Genomic DNA, 19889 nt, shown 5'->3' on the forward strand with positions numbered 1-19889 from the left:
GGGGTGCGTCAGCGCTGACGCACCTGGCCGCTGGCGGGTGAAGAGGCCATCAGGCTTCGCTGGCCTTCTTCTTCACTGCGCGCTTCGCCTTGGTTGCGGCGGCGATTTTACGGGTTTTTTCGGAGACTTTTTTGCTTTTTTTCTCGCTTTTATTCGCCGCAGGCGGCTGCTTCTCACCGCGGAAAGCGGCGTCCTGCTCAAAGTTGCCCTTGCGACCCGCGTCGCGACGCCGCTTCGCCGGTGGCTTGCCGCCACGTTTCTCACGCTCGCGCGCGGTTTTCCCTTCACCGCGCAGTACGCGTTTACTGGAGATCAGCGCGAAATCGATCTTGCGCTCATCCATGTGCACCGCGTCAACGCGCACTTCCACCGCATCACCCAGACGATAAGTGCGACCGCCGGATTCGCCAATCAGACGCTGGCCCACCGCATCGAAGCGATAGTAATCATTGTCCAGCGTGGAGACGTGCACCAGGCCATCAATGAACAGATCGTTGAGGCGAACAAAGAAGCCAAAGCCGGTCACGCTGGAGAGCACGCCGTTGAATACGTTACCCACCTGATCCTGCATAAAGTCGCACTTCAGCCAGTCGGCCACATCGCGCGTCGCTTCGTCGGCACGGCGTTCGGTCATCGAACAGTGCTGACCCAGTTGCAGCATCTGCTGCATATCGTAGTGATAACCACCGGTTGGCGTGGTGTTGCCTTTTACCGTGCCCTGCTCTTTGGCCAGCAGATACTTGATGGCACGGTGCAGCAGCAGATCCGGATAGCGACGGATCGGCGAGGTAAAGTGCGCATACGACGCCAGCGCCAGGCCAAAGTGACCGCGGTTTTCCGGATCGTACACCGCCTGCTTCATCGAACGCAGCAGCATGGTTTGCAGCATTTCAGCATCCGGACGGTCGGCAATCTGCGTCAGCAGATCGGCATAATCGATCGGCTGCGGTTTCGAACCACCCGGCAGGCTGAGGCCCAGCTCGCCCAGCACGGTACGGAAGCTGGTGATGCTGTCTTCGCTCGGGCGATCGTGATCGCGGAACAGCGCCGGCTCCTGATATTTCTCAACGAAACGCGCGGAGGCGATGTTGGCCAGAATCATGCACTCTTCGATCAGCTTGTGCGCATCGTTACGTACGGTGCGCTCCACGCGCTCAATGCGGCGCTCAGCGTTGAAGATGAATTTGGCTTCGTCGGTTTCAAACGAGATGCCACCGCGCTGTTCGCGGGCGGTTTCCAGCACCTCATACATGCGGTGCAGCTCTTCGAGGTGCTTCATCTGCGCCGCATACTGTTCACGCAGCTCCGGGTTGCCCTGCAGAATGCTCCACACTTTGTTGTAGGTCAGACGCGCATGTGAGTTCATCACCGCTTCGTAATGTTTGAAGCCGGTGAGTTTACCGCTGGCCGAGATGGTCATCTCGCACACCATGCACAGGCGATCCACCTGCGGATTGAGCGAGCACAGGCCGTTCGAGAGGATCTCCGGCAGCATTGGTATCACCTGCGACGGGAAATAGACCGAAGTGCCACGCTGCTGCGCTTCGTTATCCAGCGCGGTGCCGGGACGCACGTAATAGCTGACATCGGCAATCGCCACCCACAGGCGCCAGCCGCCGCCGCGTTTTTTCTCGCAGTAAACGGCGTCATCGAAGTCACGCGCGTCTTCACCGTCGATGGTCACCAGCGGCAGTTCACGCAGGTCGACGCGGCCTTTTTTCGCCGATTCCGGTACCGGCTCTTTCAGTTTGGAAACCTCTTTCTCAACTTCTTCCGGCCATGAGTGAGGAATTTCATGGGTGCGCAGCGCCATATCCACGGCCAGACCGGTGCCCATATTGTCGCCGAGAATTTCAGTAATTTTGCCGATGGCTTTGCTGCGGCGCGTCGCGCGCTGCACGATCTCCACCACGACCACCGACCCCATGCGCGCATTCAGCGTCTCTTCCGCCGGGATCAGAATGTCAAAACTCAGACGGCTGTCGTCCGGTACCACGAAGCCGGTGCCGGCATCGGTGAAGTAGCGGCCAACAATCTGGCTGTTGCGCGGTTCCAGCACGCGTACCACGCGCGCTTCACGCCGCCCTTTGCGGTCTGAGCCGCCCGGCTGGGCGAGGATGACATCACCGTGCAGGCAGAACTTCATCTGCTCAGCCGAGAGGTAGAAGTCATCTTTCTGACCATCAACGCGCAGGAAGCCGTAGCCATCGCGATGGCCAATCACTTTGCCGCGCAGTAAATCCAGACGCTCCGGCAGGGCGTAGCACTGGCGACGGGTGAACACCAGCTGGCCGTCACGCTCCATGGCGCGCAGGCGGCGACGCAGCGCTTCAAGCTGATCTTCGCTGGTGATGTTTAACTCTTCGGCGATCTCTTCGCGGCTCGCCAGCTTTTCACGCTTTTCTAATAGCGCGAGGATAAATTCCCGACTGGGAATAGGATTTTCGTACTTTTCAGCTTCTCTATCCTGAAAGGGATCTTTTGACATTACGGTTCCTCCGATGTCATTTATGTGGAATTGCCACCGGCGGTTCGGACAATAAGATGTGATAAAGCGAATCGTTGTTTTGCACCAAGTCGGCGAGCGTATACTTATCCTGTTCCTGCAGGAACAGTTGGACCGCATTATTCAGCGCGCTACGCAGGCGACAGGCGGGATTTATCGCACACTCTTTACAGTTTACCAGCTGCAAAGGCTCCATTTTTCTCACGACATCGCCAATGACGATTTTTTCCGGGTCCATGCCTAAACGAATTCCGCCGTTTTTACCGCGTGTCGCGGCAACAAAGCCGGCCCGGCTCAGTTGATTGATGATTTTAACCATATGGTTACGCGATACCCCCGTAGGTATCGGTGACTTCGGTAATGTTGGTCTGCTGACCTTGCGGCAATGTCGCCATGTAAATCAGGGCGCGCAGACCGAAATCGGTAAAACTTGTTAGCTGCACATGTACCTCAGTGAATCATCGATATTGTTGTTATAACGCCCGTGAGCGCTTCAATTAACATTGATGATAAACCAGTGTGGAAAACCCGGAGCGTTTTTTTCCTGCAACTCCCGAAACCAGCAGGAAAAAATGAAGTGAGCGGAGTCAAAGAGCAGATAAACGAAGGCCGGACAGTGTCCGGCCTGCAAAACGTGATTAAGCGTCAAACGGATCGCGCAGAATCATGGTCTCACTACGGTCGGGACCGGTTGAAATAATATCAATCGGCACGCCAGTCACTTCTTCAACACGTTTGATGTAATCACGTGCTGCCTGCGGCAGGCCTTCCAGTGTTTTAACACCAAAGGTGTTTTCACTCCAGCCCGGCAGAGTTTCATAAATCGGCTCGATGCCTTCCCAGCCTTCTGCCGCCAGCGGCGTGGTAGTCATTTCGCAGCCATCCGGCATGCGGTAACCAACGCAGATTTTCACCTCTTTCAGACCATCCAGCACATCCAGTTTGGTCATGCAGAAGCCGGACAGGGAGTTGATCTGCACCGCGCGGCGCACTGCAACCGCATCCAGCCAGCCGGTACGACGACGACGGCCTGTGGTGGCACCGAACTCGTTACCTTTCTCACACAGGAACTCGCCGGTTTCATCAAACAGTTCGGTCGGGAATGGACCGGCACCGACGCGGGTGGAGTAAGCTTTGACGATGCCCAGCACGTAATCCACGTAACGCGGACCGATACCTGAACCGGTCGCCACGCCACCGGCAGTAGTGTTGGACGAAGTCACGTACGGATACGTACCGTGGTCGATATCCAGCAGCGTACCCTGTGCGCCTTCGAACATGATCAGGTCGCCACGCTTACGCGCGCCGTCGAGCAGTTCAGACACGTCAACTACCATGCCGGTCAGGATGTCGGCCACCGCCAGCACATCGCTCAGCACTTTATCGTAGTCTACTGCATCTTCTTTGTAGTAGTTCACCAGCTGGAAGTTGTAGAAATCAACGATCTCTTTCAGCTTCACGGCGAAGGTTTCTTTGTTGAACAGGTCGCTGACGCGCAGACCGCGACGGGCAACTTTATCTTCGTAGGCTGGGCCGATACCACGACCGGTGGTACCGATAGCTTTGGCACCGCGCGCTTTTTCACGCGCCAAGTCCATCGCCACATGGTATTGCAGAATCAGCAGACAAGCTTCAGAGATCAGCAGACGTTCACGTACCGGCACACCGCGCGCTTCCAGACCGTTCATCTCTTTCATCAGGGCTTCAGGCGACAGCACAACACCATTACCAATGATGCTGGTGACGTTTTCACGCAGGATGCCAGAGGGAATTAAGTGGAGGACGGTTTTCTCACCGTTGATGACAAGTGTATGGCCTGCATTGTGGCCACCCTGGTAACGCACAACATATTTCGCGCGTTCAGTCAGAAGGTCTACGATCTTACCTTTACCTTCATCACCCCATTGGGTGCCCAGTACTACGACGTTCTTACCCATTTTCTAAAATCACCGATTGCTTAAAAATGGATTCTACCATCGGATTTTCACTCTTTCAGCACTTTTAGCATACGATTGCACTGTTTTTGCCTGAGTTTTGATCACTACAACATGTTGGGGGCAATGCTCTGCAGCAGACACAATTTAGCCGTGCGGTAGCGCGCAGATTTATGCTCAGCCATTCCCGTGTGCGCTCAGCATGGCGTAAATCACCACGCCCGCCACCACCAGTCCGCCGCCAAAACGGTGCAGTATACGGTCCGGTAACTGCGTCATCGCCAGAATCATGCGACGCCACAGGCGCGGCAGCAGCATCGGTCCTAATCCCTCCAGCACCAGCACCAAAGCCAGCGCCATCCAGACGGTTGTGTTCATTCTGTTTTCCCAAAAAAAAGGCCGACATCAGTGTCGGCCTCAAGGTTATAACAGTTATTAACGCGAGACGTTAGTTGGCGCCTTCATATAGCGGAAGAAATCGCTATCCGGGCTCAGCACCATCACGTCCTGATTGTCCGCGAAGCTGTTCTCATAGGCACGCAGGCTGCGGATAAAGGCGTAGAAATCAGGATCCTGGCTGAAGGCATCGGCGAACAGCTTGGCCGCTTCACCATCCCCTGAACCACGGCTGATCAGCGCCTGACGCTGCGCTTCTGCCAGCGTACGGGTTACCTGATAATCGGCCTGGGCGCGCAGTTTTTCCGCCTCTTCCTGACCCTGCGAACGCTGGCTACGTGCTACCGCTTCACGCTCGGCGCGCATACGGTTGTAGATCGCGTCCGACACTTCGCTCGGCAGGTTGATCTGCTTGATGCGCACGTCGACCACCTGAATACCCAGCGCCGCCATACTGTTCTGGTTTGGCGCCGGCTCATTGCTGTTGGTCTCACGCTCAACGCGGGCAGCCGCGCTGGCAATCGCATCGTCAGCGGCTGGCGTCTGCACTTCGTCGTCATTGCCGGCACTGCCGGTGTTCAGCGCATCGCGCACGTCGGTGGTCAGACGGCCACGCGAGTCGGTGACGATGTCTTTCACATCAAGACGGCCCATTTCTGAACGCAGACGGTCGCTGAACTTACGTTTCAGCAGTACTTCCGCCTGAGATACATCGCCACCGCCGGTCGCAAGGTAGTAACGGCTGAAATCGCTGATGCGCCACTTAATGTAAGAGTCAACAATCAGGTCTTTCTTCTCTTTGGTGACGAAACGATCGGCCTGGTTATCCATGGTCTGGATGCGCGCATCCAGCGACTTCACGGTTTCGATAAACGGAATCTTGAAGTGCAGACCCGGTGCGTACACCTGCGGCTTGTTCTCATCATCACGCAGCACTTTACCAAAGCGCAGCACGATACCGCGCTGGCCTTCCTGCACCACGAACAGTGAGGCGTACAGCACCACAACAACAACAATAATTACGGCGATGATTGGCTTACGCATCGATTACTCCCTCCCTTCGCGCTGGGTATCGTTACGCAGCGCATTGGCGCGACGCTGATCCATGATGCTGTCCGGACTGTAGGATGAAGTTTCGCCGCGGTCGGCATTGCTGCCCGATGACGACGGTAACTTCATCAGATTGGCATTGTTCTGCCCGCTCTGGCCGCCTGCCTGGCCGCCACGCATCAGCTGATCCAGCGGCAGCACCATCAGGCTGTTGCCACGGTCGTTAACCAGCACTTTGCGGGTATGGCTGAGCACGCGCTCCATGCTTTCAATGTAGAGACGTTCTTTGGTGATCTGCGGTGCGGCTTTGTACTCCGGCAGCAGACGCGCGAACCGCGCCACTTCACCCTGCGCTTCCAGCACAGTCCGCTCTTTGTAGGCTCGCGCCTCTTCAAGAATACGCTGCGCCTGGCCGTTAGCACGCGGCTGCACTTCGTTGGCGTACGCTTCAGCTTCACGCACGTACTGCTCGCGGTTTTCGCGGGCGGCAATCGCATCGTCAAACGCGGCTTTGACCTCTTCCGGTGGACGCGCCGCCTGGAAGTTGACGTCAAGCAGCGTAATACCCATGTTGTAAGGACGAATGGTTTCGTCGATTTCACGCTGGGTATCGCTACGCACTACGGTACGGCCTTCGGTGAGGATACGGTCCATGGTCGAGCGGCCAATCACGTCGCGCAGCGCGCTGTCAGTAGCCTGACGCAGGCTGTCATCGGCACTGGTCACCGCATACAGGTAGCGCTCGGGATCGGTCACGCGGTACTGCACGTTCATCTCCACGCGCACCACGTTCTCGTCCGAAGTCAGCATCACGCCCGACGCCGCCAGCTCACGCACCGCTTCGACGTTGACGGCCCGCACCTGATCGATAAAGGTCGGTTTCCAGTTGAGGCCAGGCTCAACCAGATGGCTGAATTTGCCGAAACGCGTAACCACCCCGCGCTCCGCTTCTTTGATGGTGTAGAAACCACTGGCTGCCCAGATGACCACTGCCGCCACGGCTACAATGCCAACCAGTTTGCCACCGCTGCCGCCGCTGCGCTGGCCGTTATCGCTCTGTTTGCCACCGCCCAGTCCGCCGAGTTTTTTACTCAGCTTACGGAAGATATCATCCAGATCAGGAGGTCCCTGATCGCGACCTCCTTTATTTCCCCCAGAGTTGCCGCCTTGGTTATTGCTGCTTCCCCACGGGTCGCGGTCCTGTCCGTTATTTCCGGGCTGATTCCACGCCATGTCTTTACTCCATTTATTGTATATAAGTTTACTCTGCCACGTGCCGGGCACGTCTTGGGGTAAATGAGTTGGGCAACGGTCAAACAATATAACTGGCGAGCTGCGGTTCCTGCTTGCACAAGCGGCGCCAGTCAACAATCGGCATTCGCACCTGCAAACCTACGTAGCCATCTTCTTCATTCCACTCTTTTTCAATCGCCTGCAGCTGATAGAAGCGGCTGCGCAGGCGGCCCGCTTCCGGCGGCAGACGTAACTCATACTGCGCCACTTCACCGGCTAAGCGCTCAGACAGCGCCTGCCACAACAGCGGCAAACCGGCACCGCTCTGCGCCGACAGCCACACGCGCGTCGGCCGGTTTTCTTCGTCGCGATCGATACGCGGCTCAAAGCCATCCAGCATATAGATCTTGTTCATCACCAGCAGCACCGGAATCTCGTCGGCTTCAATTTCTGCCAGCACTTCGTTAACGGCGTCAATGTTGTCATTGACGCGCAAATCCGCGGCGTCAATCACGTGCAGCAGCAGCGACGCCTGACGGGTTTCCTGCAGGGTGGCTTTAAACGCCGCCACTAAGTCATGCGGTAGGTGACGGATAAAGCCTACCGTATCCGCCAGCACCACTTCGCCGACATCGGTCACGTTGAGGCGGCGCAGCGTCGGGTCCAGCGTGGCGAACAGCTGGTCGGCACATCGGCTTTCGCACGCGCCTGACGTCCCTGCTCACGCTGTTTTTCCACGAGTTCAAGGCGGGACAGAATCTGGCTGATGCGGCCGCGCAGTAAGCGACGGTCGGTTTCCAGCTGGGTTTCACCCGGTCCACGCAGGCCGATACGGCCTTTCTGTCGCTCAAGGTGAGTCCATCCGCGCACCAGACGGGTGGCAAGCTGGCGTAACTGTGCCAGCTCGACCTGCAATTTCCCTTCATGGGTGCGGGCGCGCTGGGCAAAAATATCGAGAATTAAGCCGGTGCGATCGATTACGCGACATTCGCACAGCCTGCTCAAGATTACGTTCCTGAGCAGGGGATAAGGCATGATCGAATAAAACGGCCGATGTTCCACTCGCTTTCACCGCATCGGCAATTTCAACGGCCTTTCCTTCACCGACAAAATATTTGGGATGTGGCGCTTTACGGCTGCCGGTAATCACTTGCAGCGCATCGACGCCCGCAGAAGAGACAAGAGTTTCAAACTTCTGCAAATCTTCCAGCTCTTTGTCTTGGGAGAACCAGATGTGTACCAGTACGGCCTGCTCACCGGCATCATAACGGTCAAACAAGCTATCACCTCGCTAAAATCAAATAACCAGGACGGGAAAACGCACTCGCTCCCCAGCCCTAGCTTTACGGCCGTGCAGAATTACTCTGCGTTATCGCCGTCTTGTTGTGGCTGCGACTGAGCGCCTTGGTTGCTTCCGCCATGGTGATAGTTACTGCCACCGCTGCCGCCCGCGTTGTTGCTATGGTGCGAAACCGGACGAGAAGGAACCACTGTAGAGATGGCGTGCTTATACACCATCTGGCTTACCGTGTTTTTCAACAGAATGACGAACTGATCAAAGGATTCAATTTGTCCCTGCAGCTTAATACCATTCACCAAATAGATCGAAACCGGTACACGTTCACGACGCAATGCGTTCAAAAACGGGTCTTGTAATGATTGCCCCTTAGCCATTCTATCTTTTCCTTATATGCTTGTTGTTTGTTACTTTGTGAACCATGGTTCAGAAAACTGCGTAAAAATTTGCGCACGATAACGGACCAATTGTACACAATCATCCCTGCTACGCACTAACAACCTGAAGCACCGCATTACGCGCTAATTCTGGCGCGTCACTGTCTAACCAGTGGACGTCGGGCCAGCCACGTAACCAGGTCATCTGGCGTTTAGCGAGCTGCCGGGTGGCGCAAATTCCCCGATAAACCATTTCGTCGTAATCGATTTCGCCAGACAGATAAGACCACATCTGACGGTAACCGACACAGCGAATGGAAGGCATGTCCGTATGCAAATCACCTCGTGCAAACAGTGCCCGAGCCTCCGCTTCAAAACCTGACGCTAACATCTGGTCGTAACGCAACGCGATGCACTGATGTAACAGTTCACGGCTCGCCGGAGCGATAGCAAACTGGTACACATCGTAGGGTAACGCTTCACCGGTCGTTGTTGTCAGTTCCGTTAAAGTTTTACCCGAAATAAAAAAAACTTCCAGTGCTCGCGAAAGTCTCTGCGGATCATTCGGATGAATACGACTACCGGCGACCGGATCGATTTCACATAGCTGGCGGTGCAGGGCTTCCCAGCCTTTTTCCGCCGCCATTTGCTCTATTCGCTGACGCACTTCCGGATCGGCCGAGGGCAGCGGCGACAATCCTTCCTGCAACGCTTTGAAGTAAAGCATGGTTCCACCAACAAGCAGCGGAATCTTACCTTTTTGGGTAATCTCCGCCATTTCTGCCAGCGCATCGCGACGAAACTCAGCAGCGGAATAGCTCTCCGCCGGGTCGCGAATGTCCAGCAAGCGATGGGGTGCCTGCGCTAACTCCTGTGCCGACGGTTTCGCCGTGCCAATATCCATCCCGCGATAGATTAAGGCAGAGTCAACGCTAATAAGTTCCACCGGAAGTTGCTGACGCAGCGCAATGGCTAATGCCGTCTTACCGGAGGCGGTCGGCCCCATCAAAAAAATTGCCTTTGGCCGGCTAGCTTGGTTCAGTTCACTCATGCTTCAACGCGTTTAGCGCGCTCTCAATCTCAAGGGTCTGTAACAGACCTGAAGGCGGCGATTTCAGCAGATGCGGACAGAGCCGTTCGAGCTCTGCCAGCAGCGTGATCGCCTGCGAGTGATTCCAGTGAGGTTCTGCCGCATCGTCGCGTCGAGCCAGCCACTGGGCCAGAGCGGAAGCAGAAACCTCTTGCTGCCGGGCGAGATAGCCTAACAGGTCTGGAATCAAGATTTGTAAATTTTGTGTTCGTAACGGTAAAGGGACGGCGCGCAGCGTCACATGCTGTCCTTTCCTTTGTAAATCAATGCCCATCTGGCTTAACAGCGCCGCCTGGGCATCAATCACGCTTAACTCTTCGTGAGCGATTTTCAGCCGTACCGGGATCAGCAGCGGCTGTGGTTTGAGCCCCTCCTCGCCGGGTTGCAGCTGGGCCTGTTTGAGCCAGCGCGCCGCCACGCTTAATGACAGCAGCTGCAACGTCTCCCCGCACTCCAGCAGCGCATAGCGCTCGCGCACCACGCTGAGCACCCGGCCAAAACTTTGCGTATGGGCGGCCAGCGGCGCTTCACGCGCTGGTGCCGGGCGCGGCGCGGGCGCGGGTTCAGTGGCCGCTGCGCGTGGCGTCTCCGCCGCCGGTGTTTTTATCAGCTGCTGATAAACCGCCCCTTCACGCGCGCGATAGCCCGGCTCTTTTGGCTGCCACTGGCCGCCCGTGCCGCCGGATGCCGCGCTGCCACCGCTGCGCGCGCCGGTTGCCGGCTGGGCAAAGTGATTCGCCCCGGCGGCCTGGCGGTTCTCTGGCTGCCACTGCGGCGGCGGCTCTTCGGCATGGGCCAGCGGCAATTCGGCGCTGCGACTGGCCTGCAGCACGCTCATCACGCCCTGCCAGATAAAGTCATGCACCAGACGCGACTGATGAAAACGCACCTCATGCTTCGCGGGATGCACGTTGACATCCACCTGGTGCGGGTCAATCTCCAGATACAGCACATAGGCTGGCTGCTGATCCTCACCGAGCTGGGTTTGATAGGCCTGGCGGATAGCGTGATTAATCAGCTTGTCGCGCATCATGCGACCGTTAACGTAGCAGTACTGCAGGTCGGTAACCTGACGCGACCCCGCCGGATCGGCCACCCAGCCGCGCAGCGCCAGATCGTCGTGCTGCCAGTCAATGCGCAGCGCGTGCTGCATGAAAGGCGTCCCGCAGATGGCGCCCAGACGTCGCTCGCGCTGCGCCTCCTGCGTCACGCCGCGATACTGGCGCACCAGCTTGCCGTTGTGCGTCAGCGAAATGGCGACGTCGAAACGCGCCAGCGCAATGCGGCGAATCACCTCATTAATATGGGTGAACTCGGTCTTTTCGGTGCGCATGAATTTACGGCGGGCAGGCGTGTTGTAGAACAGATCGAGCACTTCCAGCGAGGTTCCCACCGGGTGGGCGGCGGGTTTGACCGTCACCGCCATATCGCGCCCTTCGGCATAGGCCTGCCAGGCCTCCTGCTGATCGGCGGTGCGCGACGTTAGCTTCAGGCGCGACACCGAGCTGATACTCGCCAGCGCTTCGCCGCGAAAGCCGAGGCTGACAATCGCCTCTAGGTCATCCAGCGAGGCGATCTTGCTGGTGGCATGGCGGGCCAGCGCCATCGCCAGTTCATCTCTGGCAATGCCGCAGCCGTTGTCGCGGATGCGGATCAGCTTTGCACCGCCCTTCTCAATATCGACCTCAATGCGCGTCGCTCCGGCATCAAGACTGTTTTCCACCAGCTCTTTTACGACCGAGGCCGGGCGCTCAACCACTTCGCCAGCGGCAATCTGGTTCGCCAGCTGAGGCGGTAAAATCTGTATTGGCATGGTGGTGATCCTTATCAGGTATGGGCTGCGCGCAGCCCCTCATCAGGATTGTGGAATCTTTAAATTTTGCCCCAGCATCACGTTGCTCGACTTCATGTTATTCGCCTGCATGATGGCTTTCGGGCTGACGCCGTACTTCGCGGCAATCGCTGTCAGCGAATCACCGCGCACCACTTTGTGCCGCGCCGGACGGCTAGCCGCGGTGCTGACGCCGGAACCGGCCGGCACTTTCAGCCGCTGGCCGACCCACACCACATCGCGCTTCAGGTTATTCAGCTCGCGCAGCGTCGCCATGCTGACACCGTATCGGGCGGCAATGCCGGACAGCGTCTCGCCGCGCGTCACGGTATGGCGCTGGGTAGCACCGGTGTACTGCACGGTGCCGGTCGCCGGGTTGCTGGCGACGCTAACCGCTGGTGCGCGATCCAGCGGCCGGTTTTCCTCCTTTGGGACCGATTGCAGCGGATGCGCGAGGAAATAGTTGCGCAGTCCTTTGTAAATCGACTGTGCAATCTTTTCCTGATACGCGCTGCTGCCAAGCAGCCGCTCCTCCCCGGCGTTACTGATAAAGCCGGTTTCAACCAGTAAAGAAGGGATGTCCGGCGAACGCAGCACGCCGAGGCTGGCATGTTCCGGCAGACGCTTGTGCAACGGCGTCACGCCGCGCAGCTGCTGCAGCACTTTAACCGCCACGTCATAGCCGACGCGCTGTGAATGGCCAAACTGCAGATCCAGCACCGCCTGGCTCAGGTAGGGATCGGCCTGGCTGTTCGCCAGCAGATCGCCCGCACCGCCCAGCAGCTCAGACTGTTTCTCTTTCTGCTCCAGCCAGTTAGCCATTTCGCTGTTGGCGCGGCGGTTGGACAGCACCCAAACCGAAGCCCCGGTGGCAGAGTGATTCGGTGCGGCGTCGGCGTGAATCGACACCAGCAGGTTAGCGTTCTCTTTACGCGCCACCTCGGAACGGCCCATCACCGAAATAAAGTAGTCGCCGTTACGCGTCAGCACCGGTTTAAACATCGGGTCCTGATCCATCAGCGCTTTGAGCTTCCGCGCGATGGCGATGGTGACATTCTTTTCATGTAAGCCGTGCTGGCCCGACGCGCCAGGATCCTGACCGCCGTGTCCGGCATCAATCGCCACGATCACCTCATCACGGCTGACGGCACCGCCCGGACGCACCGTGGTGTTGCTGCTGGTCACCGCCGTCACCGGATTGGCGTTGAACGGATTGCCCTGGCTGGTCGTAGCGCTGTCGCTCTGGCGCGCACGCGTCACCGGTGCGGCCGCGGTGCTGCGTCTGGCAGGCTGGGTGCCGCTGATGGTGAAGACCACGCGGTACTGATTGCCGTCGCGCTGCGTACTGGCGCGCGTTTTCGCCGCCTGGGTCAGCTCAAACACCAGCCGGATGCTCTGATTATCCTTCGGCTGGCTATTACGAATCCGTTTAACGATGTTTTCGCCGCTAAAGTTGAGCGGCAGCCCCTGAATATTGCCGCTCTGGCGAATATCCAGCACCACCCGGTTCGGGTTGTGTAGCGGAAAGAAGCCATACACCGGCTGGCCGTTGAAGCTCAGGGTCACCGTCGCCTGGCTGTCACCGTTATCGACTTTCATATCCGATAGCGTCGCGGCCAGCGCCGACGAGGAGAACAGACACAGCAGGGCGAGCATAATCCCGGTAACGCGTGACATCATGCCGGTTCCCTGCACTGCTGAAACTGCTGCAGCAGCGTATTGCCCAGCGGCGAATGCGCGCTGATTTCCGCTTCGCGCGCGCTGGCGACGTAGCTTAGCGTCAGTGCCAGATCCGGCTCTGGCAGCACACCCGCGCCCTGCTGCGGCCACTCAACCAGGCACAGCGCATCGCCGCTGAAGTAGTCACGGATGCCCATAAACTCCAGCTCTTCCGGGTCAGCGAGGCGATAGAGATCGAAATGGTACAGGCTGCGGTCGCCCAGCTGATAGGGCTCAACCAGCGTATAGGTTGGACTTTTGACGTTGCCCTGATGGCCAAGCGCCTGCAAAAAGCCGCGGCTGAAGGTGGTTTTACCGGCACCCAGATCGCCATACAGATAGATCACCACCGCGCTGCTGCAAACGCGGGCCAGTTGCGCACCCAGATTCAGGGTTGCCGCCTCATCGGGCAAAGGAATAACACAGGTCTTCATGCTTTATTGTTGGATCATCTCTGGATTAACAAACTGCCACAGCAGTGCGAACAAATCAGTGGCTAACATGCCGCGCGTCCCGCGCTGTCGCGCTACCGCATCGGCCGCAGCACCGTGCGCGACACAGCCCGCACAGGCGGCGTCAAACAGGGTGGCCTGCTGGCCCAGCAGGGCGGCGATAATACCGCTCAGCACATCGCCCATACCGCGCCTGACGCCATGCTCGCATTGCCGACATCCGCAATCGCCATGTCGCCCGCCTCGCTGGCAATTACCGTACCGGCACCTTTCAGCACCACCACGCCGCCGTAGCGGTTTGCCAGGGCCTGCGCGGCGTGTAAGCGGTCACTCTCAATCTCAGCGGTTTTCACCCCGAGCAGGCGTGCTGCCTCGCCGGGATGCGGCGTAATGATGCGATTCTGACGGTTATCTGCATTGATTGCCAGCAGGTTAAGCGCATCGGCTTTTCACTCAGTGCCACCTTTTTCAGTGCCTTTTGAGCCCATTCACGCTGGCCAAGACCGGGGCCGATGGCGATGACATCCGCCCACGCCAGCGCGTCGTCCAGCCGCGCGTCGCTCAGGGCATCCACCATCAGCTCCGGCCGTGCGCTGAGAATCGGACCAATATTATCTTCATGCGTTAACACCCGTACAAGCCCGGCACCGCTACGCAGCGCCGCTTCGCCGGTCATGCGGATCGCGCCGGCCGTGCCGCTGTCGCCGCCGACCACCAGCAAACGGCCGTGATCGCCCTTATGCGAGGTAGCTTTACGCGGCTTCAGCCAGCGCGGTAAATCCGGTGCGGCGTAGCGATGAATCGGCGCCGGCTCGCCAGCCAGAAACGCGTCCAAGCCAAGTGTCGCGCAATGCAGCACGCCGACGTGGTCACGCGCTTTACCGGTGAGCTGACCGGGCTTCAGCGCAATCATACTTAGCGTACAGTCCGCCACGACCGCCGCCCCCGGCGTGGTGCCGGTCGCGGCAACCAGCCCGGAAGGGATATCGACAGCAAACACCGGCGCGGCGTGCGCATTGATCTGTTCGATCAGCGACTGATTAAGGTGCGGCAGGCGCGCGATTCAGCCCGGTGCCAAGCAGCGCATCAACAATCACGTCGATGTTTTCCGGCCAGGTGGCGGCGGCGGCATGAATCACGCCGCCCGCTGCCAGCCAGCCGCGCCACCACGTAGCCATCGCCGCCGTTATTACCGTGGCCGCATAAAATCAGCCAGTGCTGCGCCTGCGGCCACTGCTGGCGAATAAGTTCATAGCTGGCCTGCCCGGCGCGCTGCATCAGTTCATACAGCGTCAGTCCCAAGCTATCGGCGGCGTCGCACTCCAGTTGCGGCATGGCCTGCGCAGGCCAGACAGAGTGTGGTAAACTGCGTGCGTTTGCTTCAATTGCCTGGTCTCTCATGTCATACCCTCTCGATCTTCAACAGCTCGCTCAACAGATTAAACAGTGGGGGCGCGAACTCGGCTTTCAGCAGGTGGGTATTTGCGATACCGACCTGAGCGCCGAAGAGCCGAAACTGCAGCAGTGGCTGGAGAAACAGTATCACGGCGAGATGGACTGGATGGCGCGTCACGGTATGATGCGCGCCCGCCCGCATGAACTGCTGCCCGGCACGCTGCCCGGCACGCTGCGCGTGATCAGCGTGCACATGAACTATCTTCCGGCCAAAGCCGCGTTTGCCAGCACGCTAAAAAACCCGCAGCTGGGTTATGTCAGCCGCTACGCGCTGGGCCGCGATTACCACAAATTATTGCGCAATCGACTGAAAAAGCTCGGAGAAAAAATCCAGGCCCACTGCGGCGAACTCAATTTTTGTCCGTTTGTCGACTCCGCGCCGATTCTGGAGCGGCCGATTGCCGTCAAAGCCGGACTCGGCTGGACCGGCAAACATTCACTGGTGCTTAATCGCGAAGCCGGTTCGTGGTTTTTCCTCGGCGAACTGCTGATTGATCTACCGCTGCCGTGGATGAGCCGCAGCAAGAGCAGTGCGGCCGCTGCGTCGCCTGCATGACCATCTGCCCGACCGGCGCCATCGTCGAACCTTATGTCGTCGATGCGCGCCGCTGCATCTCCTATCTCACCATTGAACTGGAAGGCGCCATTCCCGAAGCGCTGCGCCCGCTGATCGGCAACCGCATTTACGGCTGTGACGACTGCCAGCTGATCTGCCAGTGGAACCGCTATGGTCAGCTGACCGATGAAGAGGATTTTTCGCCGCGCGCGGTGCTGCACGCGCCGCAGCTGGTCGAACTGTTCGGCTGGGATGAAGCCCGTTTTCTGCGCGTCACGGAAGGCTCCGCCATTCGCCGCATCGGCCATCTACGCTGGCTGCGTAACGTGGCGGTGGCGCAGGGTAATGCGCCCTGGGCACCCGCGAATCTCACGGCATTAGAACAGCGGCGCGGTGAACATCCGCTGCTGGATGAGCACATTGACTGGGCGATAGCGCAGCAGCGGCAAAAGCGCGCGGCGCAGGCGGTAGAGGTGCAATCGGCACAGCAGCAGCGGCTGGTGCGCGCCGTCGAGAAAGGGTTACCGCGTGATGCATGATTGAGCAATCGCGCAGGATATTATGCTTTTCCACATGCTGTGAATAAAATTATTTCACCGAATAGTGACGTGGATCGTTATTTCGTCTAAAAGGGGCATTCACAGTCTGTGAATATGATTTACTCAATAAAAAAACATAGAGTTAGATACTAACTATAAACATTTACGTCGGATTTTGCGCGCAGGGGCTTGTCCAGAGCTTGTGGATAACTCTGTTCAAAACGGTTTTGCAGATAGGGTAAAACCCCGTCAGCACGTTGCGGGCGCATTGTGGATAACCTGTAAGATTACTGCAACAGACGCAGACATCACAGGTACTCACGCAGCGTGCAAAATTTCCAGATAACAAACGGAACCGCACAGGTAAAACAACTGCAGCAGTTGTATGTTTGATTGTGCCCGGGGGCAAATAACTTTAGTGAATATGAAAATCTGGAGCGGGAAACGAGACTCGAACTCGCGACCCCGACCTTGGCAAGGTCGTGCTCTACCAACTGAGCTATTCCCGCATCATCATTGTCTTTCAATTTACTGTGGCGTTGACCGCCTTAGCGCAACTGAAATCCCTGATTCAGAACATTTGTTACTTTTACTGCTCCGTACCTGCTGTAAATTCTTCACCGGTACGGGGTGCGTATTATACGAGAAATCCTTCCCGCCGCAAGCGTTGCAAAGCAAAATTTTGCGCTTTGCGCGCGTTTGCTGTTTTAATCGGCAAACTGCTGCTTTCCTGCGCACCCGCGGCGGTTTACAGCTGCAGGAAGTGCTCGCGGTAGTAGGCCAGCTCGGCAATGGACTCGCGAATGTCGTCCAGCGCCTGATGCGTACCGGCCTTTTTAAAGCCTGGCAGAATCTCTGGCTTCCAGCGGCGCGCCAGCTCTTTCAGCGTGCTGACATCCAGATAGCGGTAGTGGAAATAGGCTTCCAGCTCCGGCATGTACTTAAACAGGAAGCGGCGATCCTGGCCAATGCTGTTGCCGCAAATCGGTGAGGTGTTGGCCGGAACCCACTGTTGCAGAAACGCAATCGTCGCCTGTTCCGCCGCACGATCGTCATGCTGGCTGGCCTTCACGCGCTCAACCAGCCCGCTATGGGTGTGGGTGCGTACGTTCCAGTCATCCATCAGCGCCAGCTGCGCATCGGACTGGTGCACCGCCAGTACCGGACCTTCGGCCAGAATGTTGAGGTTGGCGTCCGTTACAATGGTGGCGATCTCAATAATGCGATCGCGCTCCGGATCCAGTCCGGTCATTTCCAGGTCGATCCAAATCAGATTGTTTTCATTTCCCGCTGTCATGCATTTCCCGCCTGTTGCCAAAGTCGTCATTAGCCTGAATTAAGGTGTATCATAGACGTTTTGCCCAGCGGGGCGAAGCTTGGCGAAAGCGTGAGAGGATGCGTGAGCAAAAATAAATTGTCGAAGGGTCAACAACGTTGCGTCAGCGCTAACCATCAGCGTCGTCTGCAGCAACGGAACGAAAAGCCGGAACCGGACGACAGCCTGTTTGGTGAAGCCTCTGAGGGCGTAGTGATCAGCCGCTTTGGCATGCACGCGGATGTGGAAGACAGCGCCGGCGAGGTGCATCGCTGTAATATCCGCCGCACCATTCGCTCGCTGGTCACCGGCGACCGCGTCGTGTGGCGCGCCGCCGGCGAAAACGGGGGCAAAGGTATTGTTGAAGCCGTACACCCGCGCCAGACGGTGCTGACGCGCCCGGACTTCTATGACGGCGTGAAACCGATCGCCGCCAACATTGATCAGATCATTATTGTGTCGGCGATCCTGCCGGAGCTGTCGCTTAACATTATCGATCGCTATCTGGTGGCCAGCGAAACGCTCGGCGTGGAGCCGCTGCTGGTACTGAATAAAACCGATCTGCTGGATGACGACGCGCGGGCGTTTGTCGATGAGCAGATGGATATCTATCGCCACATTGGCTATCGCGTACTGATGGTGTCGAGCCGCGCCAAAGACGGACTGAAGGATCTGGAAGCGGCGCTCACCGGCCGGGTCAGCATTTTTGCCGGCCAGTCGGGCGTGGGCAAATCCAGCCTGCTAAACAACCTGCTCGGCCTCGACCTGGCAGGCGATGAGATCCTGACCAGTGATGTGTCGGACGTATCCGGCCTCGGCCAACACACCACCACCGCCTCACGGCTGTATCACTTCCCGCACGGTGGCGATGTCATCGATTCGCCTGGCGTGCGCGAGTTCGGTTTGTGGCATCTGGAGCCGGAACAAATTACCCAGGGATTTGTCGAATTTCGTGAATTTCTTGGCGGTTGCAAGTTCCGTGACTGCAAGCATGACAACGACCCTGGCTGCGCCATCCGCGAAGCGGTGGAGAACAGGATCATCGACATTTCACGCTTCGGTAACTACCACCGTATTCTGGAGAGCATGGCGCAGGTAAAAACGCGTAAAAACTTTTCCGCCAGCGAAGATTAACGGGTACAACGGCACATTCGCCAACTGACCGGGGCGCTGCTACAATCCGCCCCCTTTTGTGTAAACCAAACGTTATTAAGTTAGGAGGCAACGGTGTTTGATCGTTTTAAACTCGGCCTGAATCACATTCTGCCTAAAAAAGCGCTGACCGAACTCGCCGGTTGGGGCGCCAGCCGCCGCGCTGGCTGGCTGACCAAAGCGGTCATCGACATTTTTGTCTGGTTCTACAAAGTGGATATGGCGGAAGCCAGCAAGCCGCACACCGGCAGCTACCGCACCTTTAATGACTTCTTTGTACGCCCGTTAAAAGAGGGTGCACGCCCTATCGATCCGGACGCTTCGCTGCTGGCCTTCCCGGCCGATGGCGCCATCAGCCAGCTGGGCCGTATTGCTGGCGATCAGATCTTCCAGGCCAAAGGCCACACCTACTCGCTGCAAGCGCTGCTGGCCGGCAATGACGATCTGGCGGAAAAATTTGTCGACGGTGAGTTCGTTACCACTTACCTCGCGCCGCGCGACTACCACCGCGTGCACATGCCGTGTAACGGCATCCTGCGCGAAATGATCTACGTGCCGGGCGATCTCTACTCGGTTAACCCGCTGACCGCGCGCAACATTCCGAACCTGTTTGCCCGTAACGAACGCGTGATCTGCGTATTCGATACCGATCACGGCCCGATGGTGCAGATCCTCGTGGGCGCCACCATCGTCGGCAGCATCGAAACCGTCTGGGCCGGCACCGTGACGCCGCCGCGCGAAGGGGTGATCAAACGCTGGCGCTACCTATCGGCCGATCATGATGGCGCGGTCGTGCTGCTGAAAGGTCAGGAGATGGGCCGCTTTAAGCTGGGCTCGACGGTGATCAACCTGTTCGCGCCGAACCGCGTTAAGCTGGCTGAAAGCCTTGAAGCCGAAAGCAAAACCCGCCTAGGTCAGCCGCTGGCTATCGCCCTGCCGCAGCCCGGCGACAGCGCTCCGCTAATCGACTAATTCCGGGAAACACCG

Annotated in this window: 13 protein-coding genes, 1 tRNA gene and 4 pseudogenes; 3 read left to right on the forward strand and 15 right to left on the reverse strand. The window is 58.0% G+C overall.

Features of this window, described 5'->3' with window-relative positions:
• Positions 1–49 precede the first annotated feature (49 nt).
• The 13 genes and pseudogenes from rnr to AC6I8M_RS21435 all read right to left on the reverse strand — a co-directional run bounded on the left by rnr (position 50) and on the right by AC6I8M_RS21435 (position 15286).
• A complete protein-coding gene (gene rnr / locus AC6I8M_RS21375) occupies positions 50–2488 on the reverse strand; it encodes a ribonuclease R (RefSeq protein ID WP_010618000.1) in 2439 nt (812 codons plus the stop codon).
• A 16-nt stretch (positions 2489–2504) separates the two neighbouring features.
• A pseudogene (nsrR, locus tag AC6I8M_RS21380) lies at positions 2505–2949 on the reverse strand (nitric oxide-sensing transcriptional repressor NsrR).
• Positions 2950–3144: 195 nt separating this feature from the next.
• Entirely contained in the window at positions 3145–4443 is a 1299-nt protein-coding gene (locus AC6I8M_RS21385; RefSeq protein ID WP_010618002.1) for an adenylosuccinate synthase, read from the reverse strand.
• A 174-nt stretch (positions 4444–4617) separates the two neighbouring features.
• Positions 4618–4818, reverse strand: a complete 201-nt coding sequence (locus tag AC6I8M_RS21390) for a DUF2065 domain-containing protein (protein WP_022548445.1) — start codon at positions 4816–4818, stop codon at positions 4618–4620.
• 57 nt (positions 4819–4875) lie between these two features.
• Positions 4876–5880 carry a protease modulator HflC gene (gene hflC / locus AC6I8M_RS21395; protein WP_010618004.1) on the reverse strand — a complete coding sequence of 335 codons (1005 nt, stop codon included), beginning with the start codon at positions 5878–5880 and terminating at the stop codon, positions 4876–4878.
• Positions 5881–5883: 3 nt separating this feature from the next.
• Positions 5884–7119, reverse strand: a complete 1236-nt coding sequence (gene hflK, locus AC6I8M_RS21400) for an FtsH protease activity modulator HflK (protein WP_010618005.1) — start codon at positions 7117–7119, stop codon at positions 5884–5886.
• A gap of 79 nt (positions 7120–7198) precedes the next feature.
• Positions 7199–8398: pseudogene (hflX, locus tag AC6I8M_RS21405) on the reverse strand (GTPase HflX).
• A gap of 80 nt (positions 8399–8478) precedes the next feature.
• Positions 8479–8793 (reverse strand): RNA chaperone Hfq, encoded by a 315-nt coding sequence (hfq, locus tag AC6I8M_RS21410; protein WP_010618006.1) that lies wholly within the window; start codon positions 8791–8793, stop codon positions 8479–8481.
• A 109-nt stretch (positions 8794–8902) separates the two neighbouring features.
• On the reverse strand, positions 8903–9844 hold the full coding sequence (gene miaA / locus AC6I8M_RS21415) for a tRNA (adenosine(37)-N6)-dimethylallyltransferase MiaA (RefSeq protein WP_058948815.1): 942 nt from the start codon (positions 9842–9844) through the stop codon (positions 8903–8905).
• Positions 9837–11696 (reverse strand): DNA mismatch repair endonuclease MutL, encoded by a 1860-nt coding sequence (gene mutL, locus AC6I8M_RS21420; protein ID WP_010618008.1) that lies wholly within the window; start codon positions 11694–11696, stop codon positions 9837–9839. The genes miaA and mutL overlap by 8 nt, the downstream gene beginning before the upstream one ends.
• A 42-nt stretch (positions 11697–11738) precedes the next feature.
• Complete coding sequence (gene amiB, locus AC6I8M_RS21425) at positions 11739–13394, reverse strand: N-acetylmuramoyl-L-alanine amidase AmiB (RefSeq protein WP_010618009.1); 1656 nt, start codon at positions 13392–13394, stop codon at positions 11739–11741.
• The gene (gene tsaE, locus AC6I8M_RS21430) at positions 13391–13867 is read right to left on the reverse strand and encodes a tRNA (adenosine(37)-N6)-threonylcarbamoyltransferase complex ATPase subunit type 1 TsaE (protein WP_010618010.1); all 477 of its coding nucleotides are present in this window, start codon (positions 13865–13867) and stop codon (positions 13391–13393) included. Before tsaE ends, amiB begins: the two co-directional genes overlap by 4 nt.
• Positions 13868–13870: 3 nt before the next feature.
• A pseudogene (locus tag AC6I8M_RS21435) lies at positions 13871–15286 on the reverse strand (NAD(P)H-hydrate dehydratase).
• Between AC6I8M_RS21435 and queG the strand changes: the two are divergent.
• Positions 15285–16435: pseudogene (queG, locus tag AC6I8M_RS21440) on the forward strand (tRNA epoxyqueuosine(34) reductase QueG). The pseudogenes AC6I8M_RS21435 and queG sit on opposite strands and share 2 nt — an antisense overlap.
• A gap of 433 nt (positions 16436–16868) precedes the next feature.
• Here the strand turns inward: queG and AC6I8M_RS21445 are convergent.
• A tRNA-Gly gene (locus tag AC6I8M_RS21445) sits at positions 16869–16944 on the reverse strand.
• Between the two features lie 239 nt (positions 16945–17183).
• Positions 17184–17732: an oligoribonuclease gene (gene orn / locus AC6I8M_RS21450; RefSeq protein ID WP_058948816.1), complete on the reverse strand. Its 549-nt coding sequence runs from the start codon at positions 17730–17732 to the stop codon at positions 17184–17186.
• 102 nt (positions 17733–17834) lie between these two features.
• On the opposite strand from orn, the gene rsgA reads away from it, so the two are divergent.
• A complete protein-coding gene (rsgA, locus tag AC6I8M_RS21455) occupies positions 17835–18884 on the forward strand; it encodes a small ribosomal subunit biogenesis GTPase RsgA (protein WP_058948817.1) in 1050 nt (349 codons plus the stop codon).
• Between the two features lie 93 nt (positions 18885–18977).
• Positions 18978–19874, forward strand: a complete 897-nt coding sequence (asd, locus tag AC6I8M_RS21460; RefSeq protein WP_010615830.1) for an archaetidylserine decarboxylase — start codon at positions 18978–18980, stop codon at positions 19872–19874.
• Positions 19875–19889 lie beyond the last annotated feature (15 nt).

This window comes from Type-A symbiont of Plautia stali (assembly GCF_059731155.1).